This is a genomic window from Streptomyces sp. NPDC102514 (assembly GCF_055584525.1).
Genome location: NZ_JBVJLW010000018.1, coordinates 40,919 through 56,095, shown reverse-complemented (window position 1 = coordinate 56,095; position 15,177 = coordinate 40,919). Strand labels below are relative to the sequence as shown.

At 70.8% G+C, this 15,177-nt stretch carries 15 protein-coding genes; 10 read left to right on the top strand and 5 right to left on the bottom strand.

Going from position 1 to position 15,177, the window contains the following annotated elements:
- Positions 1-2 precede the first annotated feature (2 nt).
- Positions 3-992, top strand: coding sequence for a WD40 repeat domain-containing protein (locus tag ACZ60E_RS36145; protein WP_453793971.1), 990 nt, complete (start codon positions 3-5; stop codon positions 990-992).
- 98 nt (positions 993-1,090) lie between these two features.
- Positions 1,091-4,231, top strand: coding sequence for an ATP-binding protein (locus tag ACZ60E_RS36140; RefSeq protein ID WP_469446098.1), 3,141 nt, complete (start codon positions 1,091-1,093; stop codon positions 4,229-4,231).
- Here ACZ60E_RS36140 and ACZ60E_RS36135 read toward each other — a convergent pair.
- From ACZ60E_RS36135 to ACZ60E_RS36125, 3 genes are all read right to left on the bottom strand, one after another.
- Positions 4,212-5,000 (bottom strand): ABC transporter permease, encoded by a 789-nt coding sequence (locus ACZ60E_RS36135; protein WP_469446096.1) that lies wholly within the window; start codon positions 4,998-5,000, stop codon positions 4,212-4,214. The genes ACZ60E_RS36140 and ACZ60E_RS36135 overlap by 20 nt on opposite strands.
- On the bottom strand, positions 4,997-6,004 hold the full coding sequence (locus ACZ60E_RS36130; RefSeq protein ID WP_469446094.1) for an ATP-binding cassette domain-containing protein: 1,008 nt from the start codon (positions 6,002-6,004) through the stop codon (positions 4,997-4,999). Before ACZ60E_RS36130 ends, ACZ60E_RS36135 begins: the two co-directional genes overlap by 4 nt.
- Before the next feature lie 330 nt (positions 6,005-6,334).
- Complete coding sequence (locus tag ACZ60E_RS36125) at positions 6,335-7,102, bottom strand: TetR/AcrR family transcriptional regulator (protein ID WP_384815088.1); 768 nt, start codon at positions 7,100-7,102, stop codon at positions 6,335-6,337.
- A 115-nt stretch (positions 7,103-7,217) separates the two neighbouring features.
- On the opposite strand from ACZ60E_RS36125, the gene ACZ60E_RS36120 reads away from it, so the two are divergent.
- The 5 genes from ACZ60E_RS36120 (at position 7,218) to ACZ60E_RS36100 (ending at position 12,921) form a co-directional block, all read left to right on the top strand.
- Positions 7,218-8,216, top strand: a complete 999-nt coding sequence (locus ACZ60E_RS36120) for an ATP-binding cassette domain-containing protein (RefSeq protein ID WP_469446092.1) — start codon at positions 7,218-7,220, stop codon at positions 8,214-8,216.
- The gene (locus ACZ60E_RS36115; protein WP_469446090.1) at positions 8,213-9,055 is read left to right on the top strand and encodes an ABC transporter permease; all 843 of its coding nucleotides are present in this window, start codon (positions 8,213-8,215) and stop codon (positions 9,053-9,055) included. Before ACZ60E_RS36120 ends, ACZ60E_RS36115 begins: the two co-directional genes overlap by 4 nt.
- 217 nt (positions 9,056-9,272) lie before the next feature.
- Positions 9,273-10,796: a cellulase family glycosylhydrolase gene (locus ACZ60E_RS36110; RefSeq protein ID WP_469446088.1), complete on the top strand. Its 1,524-nt coding sequence runs from the start codon at positions 9,273-9,275 to the stop codon at positions 10,794-10,796.
- Between the two features lie 247 nt (positions 10,797-11,043).
- Positions 11,044-11,835, top strand: a complete 792-nt coding sequence (locus ACZ60E_RS36105; RefSeq protein ID WP_469446262.1) for a dienelactone hydrolase family protein — start codon at positions 11,044-11,046, stop codon at positions 11,833-11,835.
- A gap of 75 nt (positions 11,836-11,910) precedes the next feature.
- Positions 11,911-12,921 carry an aldo/keto reductase gene (locus ACZ60E_RS36100; protein WP_469446087.1) on the top strand — a complete coding sequence of 337 codons (1,011 nt, stop codon included), beginning with the start codon at positions 11,911-11,913 and terminating at the stop codon, positions 12,919-12,921.
- Positions 12,922-12,966: 45 nt separating this feature from the next.
- Here ACZ60E_RS36100 and ACZ60E_RS36095 read toward each other — a convergent pair whose 3' ends face one another.
- Complete coding sequence (locus tag ACZ60E_RS36095; protein WP_469446085.1) at positions 12,967-13,266, bottom strand: hypothetical protein; 300 nt, start codon at positions 13,264-13,266, stop codon at positions 12,967-12,969.
- Positions 13,247-13,708, bottom strand: a complete 462-nt coding sequence (locus ACZ60E_RS36090) for an ATP-binding protein (protein WP_469446084.1) — start codon at positions 13,706-13,708, stop codon at positions 13,247-13,249. Before ACZ60E_RS36090 ends, ACZ60E_RS36095 begins: the two co-directional genes overlap by 20 nt.
- Positions 13,709-13,865: 157 nt before the next feature.
- Here ACZ60E_RS36090 and ACZ60E_RS36085 point away from each other — a divergent pair, with 157 nt between their 5' ends.
- From ACZ60E_RS36085 to ACZ60E_RS36075, 3 genes are all read left to right on the top strand, one after another.
- A complete protein-coding gene (locus tag ACZ60E_RS36085; RefSeq protein ID WP_469446082.1) occupies positions 13,866-14,735 on the top strand; it encodes a helix-turn-helix domain-containing protein in 870 nt (289 codons plus the stop codon).
- Positions 14,732-14,917: a DUF397 domain-containing protein gene (locus ACZ60E_RS36080; RefSeq protein ID WP_469446080.1), complete on the top strand. Its 186-nt coding sequence runs from the start codon at positions 14,732-14,734 to the stop codon at positions 14,915-14,917. The genes ACZ60E_RS36085 and ACZ60E_RS36080 overlap by 4 nt, the downstream gene beginning before the upstream one ends.
- A 69-nt stretch (positions 14,918-14,986) precedes the next feature.
- Positions 14,987-15,172 (top strand): DUF397 domain-containing protein, encoded by a 186-nt coding sequence (locus ACZ60E_RS36075; protein WP_469446079.1) that lies wholly within the window; start codon positions 14,987-14,989, stop codon positions 15,170-15,172.
- The last annotated feature ends 5 nt before the right edge of the window (positions 15,173-15,177 follow it).

Genomic DNA, 15,177 nt, shown 5'->3' with positions numbered 1-15,177 from the left:
GCATGCGTCGCTCGTTCGTTCTGATTGCCGGGGCCCTTCTCACCGGGGTGCTCGCCGTGTCCGCCGCACCCGCCGTCGCCGCCGACGACGACGGATCGGACGGGTTCACCATCGAGGACCCCCGGATCACCGAGTCCAGCGGGCTCGTCGCCTCCCGCGCCCACCCCGGCGTCTACTGGACCCACAACGACAGCGACGACGGCGCCTTCCTCTACGCCGTCGACAGCAGGACCGGCAAGACCGTCGCGACCGTCACCATGTCGGGCGTCGGACGGCCCCGGGACGTCGAGGCCATCTCCATGGGGCCGAACGGCCATCTGTACGTCGGCGACATCGGCGACAACCTCGGCGGCACCTGGGACCACGTGTGGATCTACGAGCTGCCCGAGCCCAAGGAGCTGAAGGACCAGACGATCCGCGCCACGCAGTACGACGTGAAGTACGCGGACGGGGCCCGGGACGCCGAGGCGCTGATGGTGCACCCCAAGACCGGCCGGGTCTACATCGTCTCGAAGAACGAGGACGGCGGCGGCCTGTACGAGGGGCCCGCCGAACTGTCCGCCTCCGGCACCAACACCTTCAAGCGCACCGCCGACATCGGCCTCTGGGTCACCGACGGCGCGTTCTCGCCCGACGGCAAGCAGCTCGCCGTACGCGGCTACTTCGGCGGTATCGCGTACCAGTGGAACAACGGGAAGCCCAAGCGCCAGGCGCAGTTGAACGTGCCCTTGCAGCGGCAGGGCGAGTCGGTGACGTACACCCCCGACGGATCCACCCTGCTGTACGGGAGCGAGGGCAGCGGGAGTTCCGTCGAGGCGGGGAGCGTGCCGGGCAGGTCTTCGTCCGGCGACGGCAACTCCTCGTCCGGCAGCGGCAGTTCCGCGAACGGCGACGACGGGGCGAACGGCAACTTCAAGATGGGCGCCATCGCCCTCGCGGTCGCCTTCGCCGTCGTCTACGCGCTGAAGCGGCTGTTCCGGCGCCGCGACTAGAGCGTGAGCAAGCTCGTACATGACCGTGAGCAAGCCCGTGCATGGGTGATGGGCCGCGGCCGGGGCCCCGGCGGGCCCGCCTTGGCTACTGTGCACGCGTGACCATCGACCTGATCCTGCTGCCGCGTGTCGCCTGTCGCGGGCAGGAGGTCACCGCGCCCCGCCTGCGCGCCCTCCTCGCACTCCTCGCGGGCGACCCGCGCACGGGCTGCGGCACCGAGCGCCTGGTGGCCGGGCTCTGGCAGCCGGACGAACTGCCGGAACGGCCGGGAAAAGCGCTGCAGGTCCTCGTGTCCAGAGCGCGGGCGCTGCTGGGCGCCGACCTCGTCGTCAGCACCCCGACCGGCTACCGGCTCGGCCTCGCCGAGGACCAGGTGGACAGCTCCGCCCTCCTGCTGCACGCCGCCGCGAGCGCCGACCGGGCCAGGGCCGGGGACCACGCGGCGTCACTGGCCGCCGCCGACGCCGGGCTCGCGCTGTGGCCGGGCACCCCGGACCGGGACGGCGACCCCGACGACCCCGTGGCCGCGCTGCGCGCCGAACGCGCCCCCGTCCACGGCACCCTCGTCCGCGCGCGGGCCCTCGCGCTCGCCCGCCTCGGCCGCCACGCGGAGGCCGCAGGACCGCTGGCCGTCGCCGCCGCGGAGCATCCGCGCGACGAGGAGGTGCTCGCCGAACTGCTGCGCGGCGAAGCGGCGACGGCGGGCCCGTCCGCCGCGCTGGTCCGGTACGAGGCCTACCGCCGCGACCTGCGCGACCGGCTGGGTACGGAACCGGGCGCCGGACTCAGGTCCGTACAGCGGGAGTTGCTGCGCGGCGAGGCCCCCGTGGTCCGGCACGGTGTGCCGCACGAGCCGAACCAGCTGCTGGGGCGCGACGAGGACATCGCGGCGGTGGGGCGGCTGCTGGAGACCTCCCGCGCCGTCACCGTCGTCGGCCCCGGCGGCCTCGGCAAGACCCGGCTCGCGCACGCCGTCAGCCGCCGGGCCGAGCAGCGCGTCGTGTACTTCGTGCCGCTCGCCGGCGTCACCGCGGACGAGGACGTGACCGCCGAGGTGGCCTCCGCGCTCGGCGCGGGCGAGGGACGGCACGGCGCCATGGCCGCCCACACCGCGGCCGACCCGGTGTCCGGCGTACTCGGCGTACTCGGCCCGGGACCCGCCCTGCTGGTCCTCGACAACTGCGAACAGGTCGTCCGGGGCGCCGCCGACCTCGTACAGGCCCTGGTGTCGTCGTCGAAGGACCTGCGGGTCCTCGTCACCAGCCGGGCCCCGCTGGGCCTCACGTCGGAGGCCGTGTACGCGCTGCCGGAACTCGGGCCCGACACCTCGGCCGAACTGTTCACCCAGCGGGCGCGGGCCGCCCGGCCCGGTGTGCGGCTGCCGCCGGACGCCGTGGCCGAGCTGTGCCGCCACCTCGACGGACTGCCGCTCGCCGTGGAACTCGCCGCCGCACGGGTACGCGTCCTGTCGGTCCAGGACATAGCCCGCCGCCTCGGCGACCGCTTCGCGCTCCTGCGCGGCGGGACCAGGAACGTGCCCGAACGCCACCGCACCCTCCACGCCGTCGTCGACTGGAGCTGGAACCTCCTCGACGAGGAGGCCAGGGCCGCGCTGCGCACGCTGTCCGTCTTCCCCGGCGGGTTCTCCGGAGAAGCGGTGGAGCGGGTCCTCGGCGAGGACGCGCTGCTCCTGCTGGAGCAGCTGGCCGGGCAGTCGCTGCTCACCGTCACCGACACCCCGGTCGGCGTGCGCTTCGGAATGCTGGAGACCGTAAGGGAGTTCAGCGCGGCCCGGTGCGCCGAGGCGGGCGAGGAGGAGGTGGCCGTCGACCGGTTCCTCGGCTGGGCACGGGACTTCGGAGTCACGTACCACGACTGGATCTTCGGCCCCGAACCGCGCACCGCGTGGGAGCTGATCAGGACCGAGCAGGACAACCTCGTGGCGGCCCTGCGCCACGCCCTCGCCCGCGACGACGGCCCCACCCTCGCCGCGCTCACCGCCGTCCTGACCGCCCTGTGGTCCACCGGCTCCAACTACCCGCGCCTCGCCGCCCTCGCCGCCGACACCGGCCCGCCCCTGTCGCACTACCGTCCCGAACCCGCATACGTCGAAGTCGCCCGCGCGGCGGCGGTGTTGTGCGCGGTGACCCTGTTCATGGGGTCCGGACCGGTCGCCGTACGCCAGCTCGTCACCCTCCGGCGGCTCCCCGCGGCCCCGCCGGACACACTGCTGCGGGCCTTCGCGGTGGTGCTGAGCGCGGCCCCGGCGATGCGGCCCCCCGACTACGACGTACTGCGGGAACTCTGCGCCAGCGAGCAGCCGCTGCTCGCCGGTGTCGCCGAGTGCGCCGCCACCTACGTCTGGGAGTACGAGCACGACATCGACCGCGCGCTCGCCTCGGCCCGCCGGATCATCGAAGCGCTGGCGCCGGTCGACAACCCGTTCCTCCAGGTCCTGGGCCACGCCCGGCTGAGCGAGCTGTACCTGCAGTCGGAGCAGGGGGACGCCGCGTACGGGCACCTCAAGGCGGCACTTGAGGCACTGCCGCGGCTCGGCGACGCACACGACTCCATCGGCGTACGCGGCGGCCTGGTCCTCGCCTGTCTGCAGCGCGGCGACCCCGACGAGGCCGAGCACTGGCTGCGGCAGGCGGAGGCCGTCGGCATCACGCGCAACGACGACTCCTACAGCGCCGACCTCGGTGCCCGCGCCGAGATCGCGCTCGCCCGCGGACTGACGGAGGTCGGGCTCGGTCTGTGGCGCGGCGCCCTGGACGGGGTGACCGGCGCCGGCCAGACGCACGGCGGCGATCCCTTCCTGGACCGGTGGGTGCTGCAACTGCAGTCGGCGGCGGTGACCGCGCACGCGTACGCCGGCCGCCTCGAACTCGTCGCGGAACCCGTCGCCCGGCTCCGGCAGGGACTGCGGACCATGCTCTCCGCCCCGGCCGGCTCACCCCTGGACCTCCCCGTGTCCGGGACGGTGCTGCACGCCCTCGGCGTGGCGGGGCTCGCCTCCGCAGACGCCTCGGCCGTACGGATGGTGGCGCTGGCGGAACGGCTGCGGGTGCTGCGCGACTACCAGCCGACGATGTCGGCGGAGCGCGCCCGGCGGGCGGCCGGGGAAGCCGACGGGGCGGCGTACGCCGACGCGGTGTCGGAGTACGCCGCCCTGGGGCGCGACGAGTTGCGGGAGGCGGCCCGCACGGTCATGGCCGTCAGTCGGGATCGCGATTGAACCGGGTCGTCGACCAGCGGTAGCCGAGCACGGTCAGGCCTACGCACCAGGCGACCGCGATCCACCCGTTGTGGCCGATCTCGGTGCCGAGCAGCAGCCCGCGCAGGGTCTCGGTGGCCGGGGTGAAGGGCTGGTACTCGGCGATCGGCCGGAACCAGCCCGGCATGGTGTCGGCGGGTATGAACGCGCTGGAGACGAGCGGCAGCAGGATCAGCGGCGTCGCCATGTTGCTGGCGGCCTCGGGGTTCGGGCTGGCCATGCCCATGCCGACCGCGATCCAGGTCAGCGCCAGGGCGAACAGCGAGATCAGTCCGAACGCGGCCAGCCACTCCACGGCCGTGGCGTCCGTGGACCGGAAGCCGATGGCCACGGCCACGGCACTGACGAGGACCAGGCTCGCGAGCACCTGCAGCACACTGCCGACCACGTGCCCGATGAGCACGGACCCGCGGTAGACCGCCATCGTGCGGAAGCGGGCGATGAGGCCCTCGGTCATGTCCATCGACACGGAGATCGCGGCGCCGATCACCGTGCTGCCGACGGTCATCATCAGGAGGCCGGGGACGACGTACGCGATGTAGTCGGAGCGGTCGGCGCCGGCGCCGATGCCCGCGCTCATCGCGCCTCCGAAGACGTACACGAAGAGGAGCAGCAGCATGATCGGCGTGAGCAGCAGGTTGAGGGTCATGGAGGGATAGCGGCGTACGTGCCGGAGGTTGCGCCACAGCATGGTCTTCGAATCGCGGACGGCGAGGGAGAGGGTGCTCATCGGACGGTCTCCTTGATCTGATCGGCGGCCTGATCGGCGGCCTGATCGGCGGTCCGGTTGGGGACGGTGGTGTCGCCTGTCAGGGCGAAGAAGACGTCGTCGAGGTCGGGGGTGTGCACGGTGAGTTCGTCCGCCTCGACGCCCGCGGAGTCCAGCCAGTCGAGGATGGAACGCAGCTCGCGCTGGCTGCCGTCGCTGGGGATCTGCAGCGCGAGCGCCTCGTCGTCGCGGGCGGCTTCGCGCAGGGCGGAGGCGGCGGACCGGTAGGCGTCGGGGTCGGTGAACCGCAGCCGTACGTGCCCGCCGGGGATGAGCCGTTTCAGTTCCTCGGCGCTTCCCTCGGCCGCGATGCGGCCGTTGTTGAGGACGGCGATGCGGTCGGCGAGCTGGTCGGCCTCCTCCAGGTACTGGGTGGTGAGGAAGACGGTGACGCCGGTGGTGACGAGTTCGCGGATGATTCCCCACATGGTGTGGCGGGAGCGGGGGTCGAGGCCGGTGGTCGGCTCGTCGAGGAAGATGATCCGCGGGCTGCCGACCAGGGTCATCGCGATGTCGAGGCGGCGTTTCATGCCGCCGGAGTAGGTGGAGGCGGGCTTCTTTGCGGCCTCGGTGAGGTCGAAACGTTCGAGGAGTTCGGTGGCGGTCCGGCGGCCCTCCTGCTTGGGCAGGTGGTGCAGGTCCGCCATGAGCAGCATGTTCTCCTCGCCGGTGATCAGGCCGTCGACGGCGGAGAACTGGCCGGTTACGCCGATCGCTGCCCTCACCGCATGCGGGTCGGTGGCCAAGTCGTGCCCGCCGACCCGCACTTCGCCCGCGTCCGCGGTGATGAGGGTGGAGAGGATCTTCACGGCGGTGGTCTTGCCGGCCCCGTTCGGGCCGAGCAGGGAGAAGACGGTGCCGGGCGGTACGGCGAGGTCGATGCCGTCGAGTACGACCTTGTCGCCGTAGGACTTGCGGAGTCCTTTGGCCGCGATGGCCAGGGGGTGCTGTGTGGTCGGGGTCATGCCGCAGAGGTTGCGGGAGGGCGCCTTCAGCGGGGTTTCAGGGTGGTTTTAGGGGGTTGAGGGCGGGGGCGAGGGTGAGGGTGTGGAGTGTTGGGTGCGGGCCGGTGGGGGCTGGTCGCGCCGTTCCCCGCGCCCCTGGGGGAGTGGGGGTGAGGGGGCTGGGAGGGCGCGGGTTCGTTGGGGTTGAGCGCGCCGTTCCCCGCGCCCCTTAGGGGGCTGGTGGGTTGGCCTGTGGGGTTGGGTGCGGGGCGGTGGGGGCTGGTCGCGCCGTTCCCCGCGCCCCTGGGGGAGTGGGGGTGAGGGGGCTGGGGGTGTTGTTCGCTGTGGTGTTCAGGTGTTGGCTTGGCGGGTGGCTACCAGTGTTGCCAGGCCGTCCAGGATTCTTTGGAGGCCGAATTCGAAGTGGTCGAAGTCCGCGCCGAAGGAGTCCTCCGAGAGTGCGGCCATCACGGGGTAGCGGCCGCTGGCCATGGCCTTTTCCAGGACCGGGTACTGGGCGGCCCAGAATTCCGCGTCCGTCAGGCCGGTCCTGCGCTCGGCCTCCTGCGCGTACAGCTGGGTGCGGGCGGCCCCGGTGACGTACGAGTCGATCAGGACGACCGCCGAGACCAGCTCCGGGTCGCTCAGGCCCATCGGCTTGATGCGGGAGATCACCTTCTCCATGCCGTCGACGGCGCTGGGGCCGAGCACCGGACGGGACTGGTTGGCCTTCAGCAGCCACGGGTGGCGCCGGTAGAGGGCGAGGTTCTCGCGGCCCAGGGCCTCCAGGGCCGAGCGCCAGTCGTCGCCGAAGACGGACGGGTCGTCGTCCGTGCGCTGGACGCGGTCCAGCATCAGGTCGAGCAGTTCACCCTTGCCGGGGACGTACCGGTACAGCGACATCGTGCCGGTGCCCAGCTCCGTGGAGAGCCGGCGCATCGACACCGCCTCCAGCCCTTCCGCGTCCGCGACCCGGACGGCCGCCTCCACGATCCGGTCGAGGCTGAGACCGGGCTTGGGCCCGCGGCTGGGACGCGGGCCCGTGTCCCACAGCAGGTGGAGCGTGCGGACGATGTCTCCGCTGCCGCTGGTGTCCATTCCGCCCGAGCCGCTTGTCATGTGCCTCAGGATAGGCCCCCTCGAAAAAACTGAGTACGGCGTACTCTGAAAAGGGTACGGTGTACTCAGTTTGGCGAACTCCGGCGAACGTCACGGGTGGAGGAGTGCTGTGGGTGTGAGTGCGAGCGATTACGCGGTACGGGCCGAGGGGCTGGAAAAGAGGTATGGGGAGAAGCGCGCCCTCGACGGCTTCGACCTCGCCGTAAGGAAGGGCACGGTGCACGGCCTGCTCGGGCCGAACGGCGCGGGCAAGACCACCGCCGTCCGCATCCTCTCCACGCTGGTCCGGCTGGACGCGGGAAGCGCGCGGGTGGCCGGTCTCGACGTGGCCTCGCAGCCCCGGGAGGTACGGGCGCGGATCGGGCTCACCGGCCAGTACGCGGCCCTGGACGAGGTGCTGACCGGCCGGCAGAACCTGGAGATGTTCGGACGGCTGTTCCACCTGGGCGGGCGCCGGGCGCGACTGCGGGCGACGGAACTGCTGGAGCAGTTCGACCTCACCGACGCGGCCGGCCAGGGCGTCGGCCAGTACAGCGGCGGCATGCGGCGGCGCCTCGACCTCGCCGCGTCGATGATCCTCACCCCCGCCGTGCTGTTCCTGGACGAGCCCACGACCGGGCTCGACCCGCGCGGGCGGGGCGAAGTGTGGGACTCCGTAAAGGCGTTGGTGTCCGGCGGCACCACCGTGCTGCTGACCACGCAGTACCTGGAGGAGGCCGACAGGCTCGCCTCGCACATCACCGTGATCGATCAGGGGCGGGCCATCGCCGACGACACCCCGGACGGTCTGAAGAGCAGGGTGGGCGGTGACCGGATCGAGGTCGTCGTCGCCGAGCGGGCGGACATCGCGCGGGCGGTGAAGGTCGTCGCCCGCGTGTCGGACGGCGAACCGGAGTCGGACGAGACCGAGTTGAGGGTGCACGCGCCCGTGACCGACCGGGTCGCCGCGCTCACCGAGGTGGCGCGGACCCTGCAGGACGAGGGGGTGCGCGTGGAGGACATCGGACTGCGCAGGCCCAGCCTCGACGACGTGTTCCTGCGCCTGACCGGCCACCGCACGGCCGCCGGCACCGACACCGACACCGACACCGACACGAAGGAGGTCGCGGCATGAGCGGCTTGAACGAGGTGGCCGGGGTGGCCGGGGCGCAAGTGCTTCGCGACCGCGGCCGTGCCTACTGGGCACTCGCCGACTGCTGGAACGTCGTCCGGCGCGGGCTCACCCACTACCAGCGCCAACCCATCAACATCGCGTGGCAGTTGGGCTTCCCGATCCTGTCCGTGCTGCTGTACGGGTATGTCTTCGGCAGCGCGATGCAGGTTCCGGGCGGCGGCGACTACCGGGACTTCCTGATGCCGGGCATGTTCGTGATGACGATGGCCTTCGGGTTCATCAACACGGCCACGCTCGTCGTGCACGACTCCACGAAGGGCGTCATCGACCGCTTCCGCTCCATGCCGATGTCGCCGTCCGCCGTCGTCTCCGGGCGCGGGGTCACCGATCTGATCGTGGCCTGCGCCGAGCTGACGATCCTGATGCTCACCGCGCTGGCCATGGGCTGGCGGCCGGACGGCGGGTTCGCCTTCCTGGGGGCGTTCGGGCTGCTGGTGTGGCTGCGGTTCGCGCTGATCTGGCTCGGGGTGTGGCTCGGCCTGCTCGTGCCCAACCCGGAGGCGGCGGGCGGCCTGTTCGCGGTCGCGTTCCCGCTGACGATGATCTCCAGCATCTTCGTCGCGCCGCAGCTGATGCCCGACTGGCTGGGCCATGTGGCCGCGTGGAACCCGATCTCCTCGACGGCCGCGGCCACCCGCGAACTGTTCGGTACGCCGGTGGGCGGCGGTGACACCTGGGTCGAGCAGCACGCGCTGCTGATGGCGGCCGTGTGGCCGGTGGTCCTGACGCTGGTCTTCGTTCCGCCGGCGGTACGGAGGTTCCAGAAGCTCAGCAAGTGAAGTGACTGGGACAGATGAAGCCGTACGCGTCGTGCGGTGCGTTCGGCTGCGTGCGGCGTCGTGCGGTGTTCGGGACCTCAAGTGTCCCGAATGCCGCACGACTCCTTGACGTGTCCACGCGGAATGCCTTCCATGGGGGAGCGCGGTGCGGTGGGAGCGCTCCCACCCGCGTTCCGGGCCCGCGCCTTCCCGATCTCCCCCGAGAGGAAGCAGCGACATGTTTCGCAGCTTGCGAAGAGCGCTGGGTGCTGCCGTCGTGGCGCTCCTGCTACCGCTGACCGGTGTTCAGGCCGCGCACGCGGATACGGCCGCCGCCCCCGGAGCCGGTTACTGGCACACCAGCGGACGGCAGATCCTGGACGCCGCAGGACAGCCGGTACGGATCGCCGGCATCAACTGGTTCGGGTTCGAGACGTCCAACAACGCCGTCCACGGACTCTGGGCCCGCGACTACAAGAGCATGATCGACCAGATGAAGTCGCTCGGGTACAACGCCATCCGGCTGCCCTACAGCGACGACATCCTCAAGAGCGGTGCCGTCGCCAACAGCATCGACTTCTCCGGCGGCAAGAACGCCGACCTCCAAGGGCTCTCGCCGCTCCAGATCATCGACAAGCTCGTGGCGTACGCGGGTCAGGACGGCCTCAAGGTCATCCTGGACCGGCACCGGCCGGACGCGGGCGGCCAGTCCGCGCTCTGGTACACCGCGGCGGTCCCCGAGACGACGTGGATCACCAACCTCAAGGCCCTGGCCACCCGCTACAAGGGCAACCCGACCGTGATCGGCATCGACCTGCACAACGAGCCGCACGATCCGGCCTGTTGGGGCTGCGGTGACACGACGAGGGACTGGCGGCTCGCCGCCCAGCGCGCCGGGAACGCGGTCCTGTCCGTCAACTCCGAGCTGCTGATCTTCGTGGAGGGCGTGCAGACGGTCGACGGCGTGTCGGGCTGGTGGGGCGGCAATCTGATGGGGGTCGCGCAGTACCCCGTACAGCTGAACGTGGCCAACCGGGTCGTCTACTCCGCCCACGACTACGCCACCAGCGTCGCCCAGCAGAGCTGGTTCAGCGATCCGACCTTCCCCGCCAACATGCCGGGCGTGTGGGACAAGTACTGGGGCTACATCTTCAAACAGAACATCGCGCCGGTGTGGGTCGGCGAATTCGGTACGACACTCCAGTCGACCGTCGACCAGAAGTGGCTCGCGGCGCTGGTGAGCTACCTCCGCCCGACCGGCACGTACGGCGCGGACAGCGTCTCCTGGACCTTCTGGTCGTGGAACCCCAACTCCGGTGACACGGGCGGCATCCTGAAGGACGACTGGACGACCGTGGACACGGTGAAGGACGGCTACCTGGCGAGCGTGAAGGCGCCGGGCTTCCCGGCGGAGGGCGGCGGAAGCGATCCCGGCGACCCCGGTGACCCGGGAGGCGGCACGGCCGCCTGCACCGCCGCGTACACCGTCAGCAGCGACTGGGGCGGCGGCTTCAACGCCGAGGTGAAGGTGACCAACTCCGGTACGACCGCGCTCAAGTCCTGGAAGACGACCTGGACCTGGCCCGGCAGCCAGAAGGTCACGAGCATGTGGAACGCGTCGTACACCCAGAGCTCCGCGACCGTGACGGCCACGAACGCCGACCACAACGGGTCGGTGGCGGTGGGCGGTTCGGCGACGTTCGGGTTCGGGGGAGCGCCGGGGGGCGGGGGTGCGCCGAGCGTGAGCTGCACGGCGACCTGAGCTCCGCGGAATCCGACGGCAGTACCTGAGGGGCCGGGTGGTCGAGGTGCGTGGCGCGGAGGTCACCGATCCGCACACCGCGTCGGCCACCCGGCCCCATGGGGATAGCCGGCCTCACGGGGACACCCGGCCCCATGGGGATGCTTACGCCGCTCTGCCAGCAGCAGAACAGCGGCCGGACCGGGCTCGACGATCACTACATTCCAGTCTCATGACGGCGACGACGGCGACGACGGGCATGGCAGGGATGGCGGGGACGCCGGGGACGCCGGGGACGGCGGGAACGGCGGGAACGGCGGGAACGGCGACGATTGCGACGCGTACGGTCGAGTACCCGGCCGACGGGCTGACGACGACCGGGCACCTCGCGCTCCCGGCCGGTGCCGACCGCCGGCCCGCGGTGCTGCTCGGACCGGAGGGTACGGGGCTCAGCGACGTCGAGCGCCGCCGGGCCGACGCGCTCGCCGAGCTGGGATACGTGGCGCTGGCCTTCGACCTCCACGGCGGGCGCTATGTGAGCGACCCCGAGGAGATGCTGGCCCGCTGCCTGCCGCTGCTCGCCGATCCCGAGCGGATGCGGGGCATCGGCCATGCGGCGCTCGACGTGTTGCGCGCCGAACCGCGGACCGACCCCGACCGGATCGCCGCCGTCGGCTACGGCACCGGGGGCGCCGTCGCGCTGGAACTCGGGCGCGACGGCGTCAACCTGCGGGCGATCGGGACCGTCAACGCGACCACCACGGGCCGGCCGGGCGAGGCGGCGCGCATTCGCTGCCCGGTGTGGGCCGGGGTCGGGTCGGAGGACCCGATCATGCCGCCCGCGCAACGCGAGGCGTTCACCGCCGAGATGCAGGCCGCAGGCGTCGACTGGCGCCTCACGGTCTACGGCGGCGCCCTGCACGCCTTCCACCATCCGCCGGTCGACCACCCCGTGGTCCCCGGCGTCGGCCACCACCCGCGGCACGCGCGGCGAGCCTGGCGCGACGTCGTCGACCTGCTCGCCGAGTGCCTGCCCCTGGAGGAGGATCCGGGGGCATGACGGGGGCCTCCGAATTCCGGACCGGACCGGGACGTGTTTGCGTTGGAGCGCACTTCGACTCCTAGGTTCCGCAGCATGCGATACATCAAGCTCGGAACGACCGGACTGGAAGTCTCCGCCCTCACCCTCGGCTGCATGAGCTTCGGCGAGCCGGACCGGGGCGGCGAGCCCTGGTCCCTGGGCGCGGACGCCGGCCGGGAGATCATCAAGCAGGCCCTCGACGCCGGCGTCAACTTCCTCGACACGGCCAACGGGTACAGCGCCGGAAGCAGCGAGGAGATCGTCGGCCAGGCGGTCAAGGACTTCGCCCGGCGCGAGGAGGTCGTTCTCTCCACCAAGGTCTGGATGCGGATGCGTCCCGGCCCGAACGGTGCCGGGCTGTCCCGCAAGGCGATCTTCGCCGAGCTCGACGCCTCCCTGAAGCGGCTGGGGACCGACTACATCGACCTGTACCAGATCCACCGCTGGGACTACGACACCCCGATCGAGGAAACCCTTGAGGCGCTGCACGACGCGGTCAGGTCCGGGAAGGTCCGCTACATCGGAGCCTCCTCCATGTACGCGTGGCAGTTCGCCAAGGCCCTGTACCTGGCCGACCTGAACGGCTGGACGCGGTTCGTGTCGATGCAGGACCACTACAACCTCATCCACCGTGAGGCCGAGCGCGAGATGCTCCCGCTCTGCGCCGACCAGGGAATCGGCGTGATCCCGTGGAGCCCGCTGGCGCGGGGCAGGCTGACGCGGGCCAGGGACACCGCCACGGCGCGTGCCGACACCGACGAGGGCGGCAGGATCCTCTACCGCGACGGGGACCAGGCGGTGGCCGAGCGCGTCCACGAGATCGCGGGCGAACGGGGTCTGTCCGCGGCCCAGGTCGCCCTGGCCTGGGTCATGCGCAACCCGGCGGTGACCTCGCCCATCGTCGGGGTCACCAAGCCGGCTCAACTGGCCGACGCGATCGCCGCGGTGGACGTCGAACTCGACGAGGACGAGTCTGCCTACTTGGAGGAGCCGTACCAACCGCACACGGTCGCCTACTTGGAGGAGTCCTTCTACAAGTCCCGCCCTGCGGCGGCCTCCCGGTAGTCCGGGCCACCGCCGAGCCTTCGCCGAGTGCCTCGGTCCCGACCTTCAGCGCCTGAGCAGCACGTACAGCCGGACCATGTCGTCCTCGGCCTGCGGGGATGGAGTCCGGAAGCGGGTCGGTGGCTTCCAGCAGGCTTCCTCCGGCAGCAACGGCGGGTAGCAGCCGGTCAGCCGATGGCGTCTGGACCAGCGGCGCCAGCGGGCGTCGTGGGCGCTGGGGAGTCGCCACACGTAGGGGTCCGGCGCTCTCACCTCGCGCGCGAGGTCCCAGTCGCCGGCCTCGGGACGGCGGGGACGCGGTCGGCTGCGCAGGCGGGCGACCGCGTCACGAAGGAACCGGAACACGGGCCCCCGCCTGCTTCTGCGCGAGCGTGAACCGGGCCCATACGCACTTCGTGTACGGGTCCTGCCGGTATCCCCAGGAGTCGGCCGACGACGCCACCAGCGCGAGGCCGCGTCCGCTCTCCTGGTCCGGGGCCGAGTCGCGCGGACGGGGGAGCCCGTCCCTGTCCGGGTCGGAGACCTCCAGGACCAACTCCGGTCCGTCGAGCGTGAGCGTGATCCGGATGCGGGCGCAGGACACCCGGCAGTGCGTCACGGCGTTGGTGGCGAGTTCGTTCGCCGACAGGGTGACTGCGTCGGCGAGTTCACCGGTGATGCCCCAGCCCGCGAGTGTCCTGCGGACGCGTTGGCGGGCGGTGGGGATGTGGCTCTTGTGGCGGGGATGTGGAAGGTCTCGGTCTCGGTTACGGGCATGGGGGTGCCGTACCTCCTGACGTGCCGTCACCTCTGTTCGGTGGCGATGTCGCGAACGTAGGGCCCGATTCGACACTCATGCAATCTAAATCTGCGTATACATGCATGCATGTCCCTCGATCGAGTGATGTACTCGTGAGTTTGCTACCTGTGTGGCATCGTTTCGCGAGGCAGAGGGGGAGGCACACATGCCCGCAGGTGGACGGCCGACCGTGCGTAGCCGGCGCTTGGGTACGGCGCTTCGGCAGTACCGTCAGGCCGCCAAGCTGGACCAGCCGCAGGCCGCCGAGATCATCGCGTCAAGCCAGGCCAAGATCAGCCGTGTTGAGAGTGGGCATTCGACGCCCCGCGTCATCGAGGTGCGGCTTCTGTTGGATGCGTACGGCGTCACGGACCGCGAAGTCCGGGACAAATTGGAGGAGTTGGCAAAGCACTCCAAGAAGCGGGGCTGGTGGCTGGATCATGCCGCACATCTTCGGCCGGACTATCTCGATCACATTGCGCTGGAGGACGACGCGACGTATATCCGACAGTGGCAGCCGGCGCTGATCCCTGGGCTTTTGCAGACTTCGGCCTACGCGAAAGCGATTATCGCGGCGGGGCCCGACTATGTAGCTCCAGAGATGCTTGAGCAGTTGGTGGCGGTCAGGGAAGGGCGTCAGGCGAAGATCGAGGAGGGTGGGGCGTCGTACACCGCCATCTTCTGGGAGGTCGCTGTCGTGCACCCGTTGGTGAGCGTCGACACCCATCGGCAACAACTGTCCGCGATCCTTGCCGCCATGAAGAGGAAGAACGTCACCGTTCAGATCCTGCCGCTCAGTGCGGGAGTGCTCGTGGGCTCGATCCCCGCGTTCTCGTCATTCAGCTTCGATGCCGAGCCTGCTGTCGAAGCTGTGGCCATGGAGAACCTGCGTGGTACGTCGGTGCTCGAAGCACCGGACGATCTCGCGGCTTACGGCAACGCGTTCGACCTACTACGATCGGCGGCACTGGCACCGGAGGTGAGCGCGCGACTCATCCGGGAAGTACTGCGGAGCATGAAGGAAGAAGGATCGTGACCGAGATAGTGGGCACCTTTCGAAAGTCGTCGTACTCCGCACAACAGGGTGACTGCGTCGAGGTCGCCGACACGGCTGTCGGCGGCCGGGCCGTCCGCGACAGCAAGCAGCCGGAATCGGACGCCCCTCTCCTCACCGTCTCCCGCGAGAGCTGGCACGCGTTTCTGCAACAGTTCTGCTAGCGGACTGGCACCGGAGATGAGCGCGCGACTCATCCGGGGCGTACTGCGGAGCTTGAAGGAAGTCGCATCGTGACCGAGGACATAGGCCCTTTCCGTAAGTCGTCGTACTCGGGCGCGGAGAGCAACTGCGTCGAGGTCGCCGACACGGCCGTCGGCGGTCGAGCGGTCCGCGACAGCAAGCAGCCGGAATCGGACGCCCCTCTCCTCACCGTCTCCCGCGAGAGCTGGCACGCGTTTCTGCAACAGTTCTGCTAGCGGAC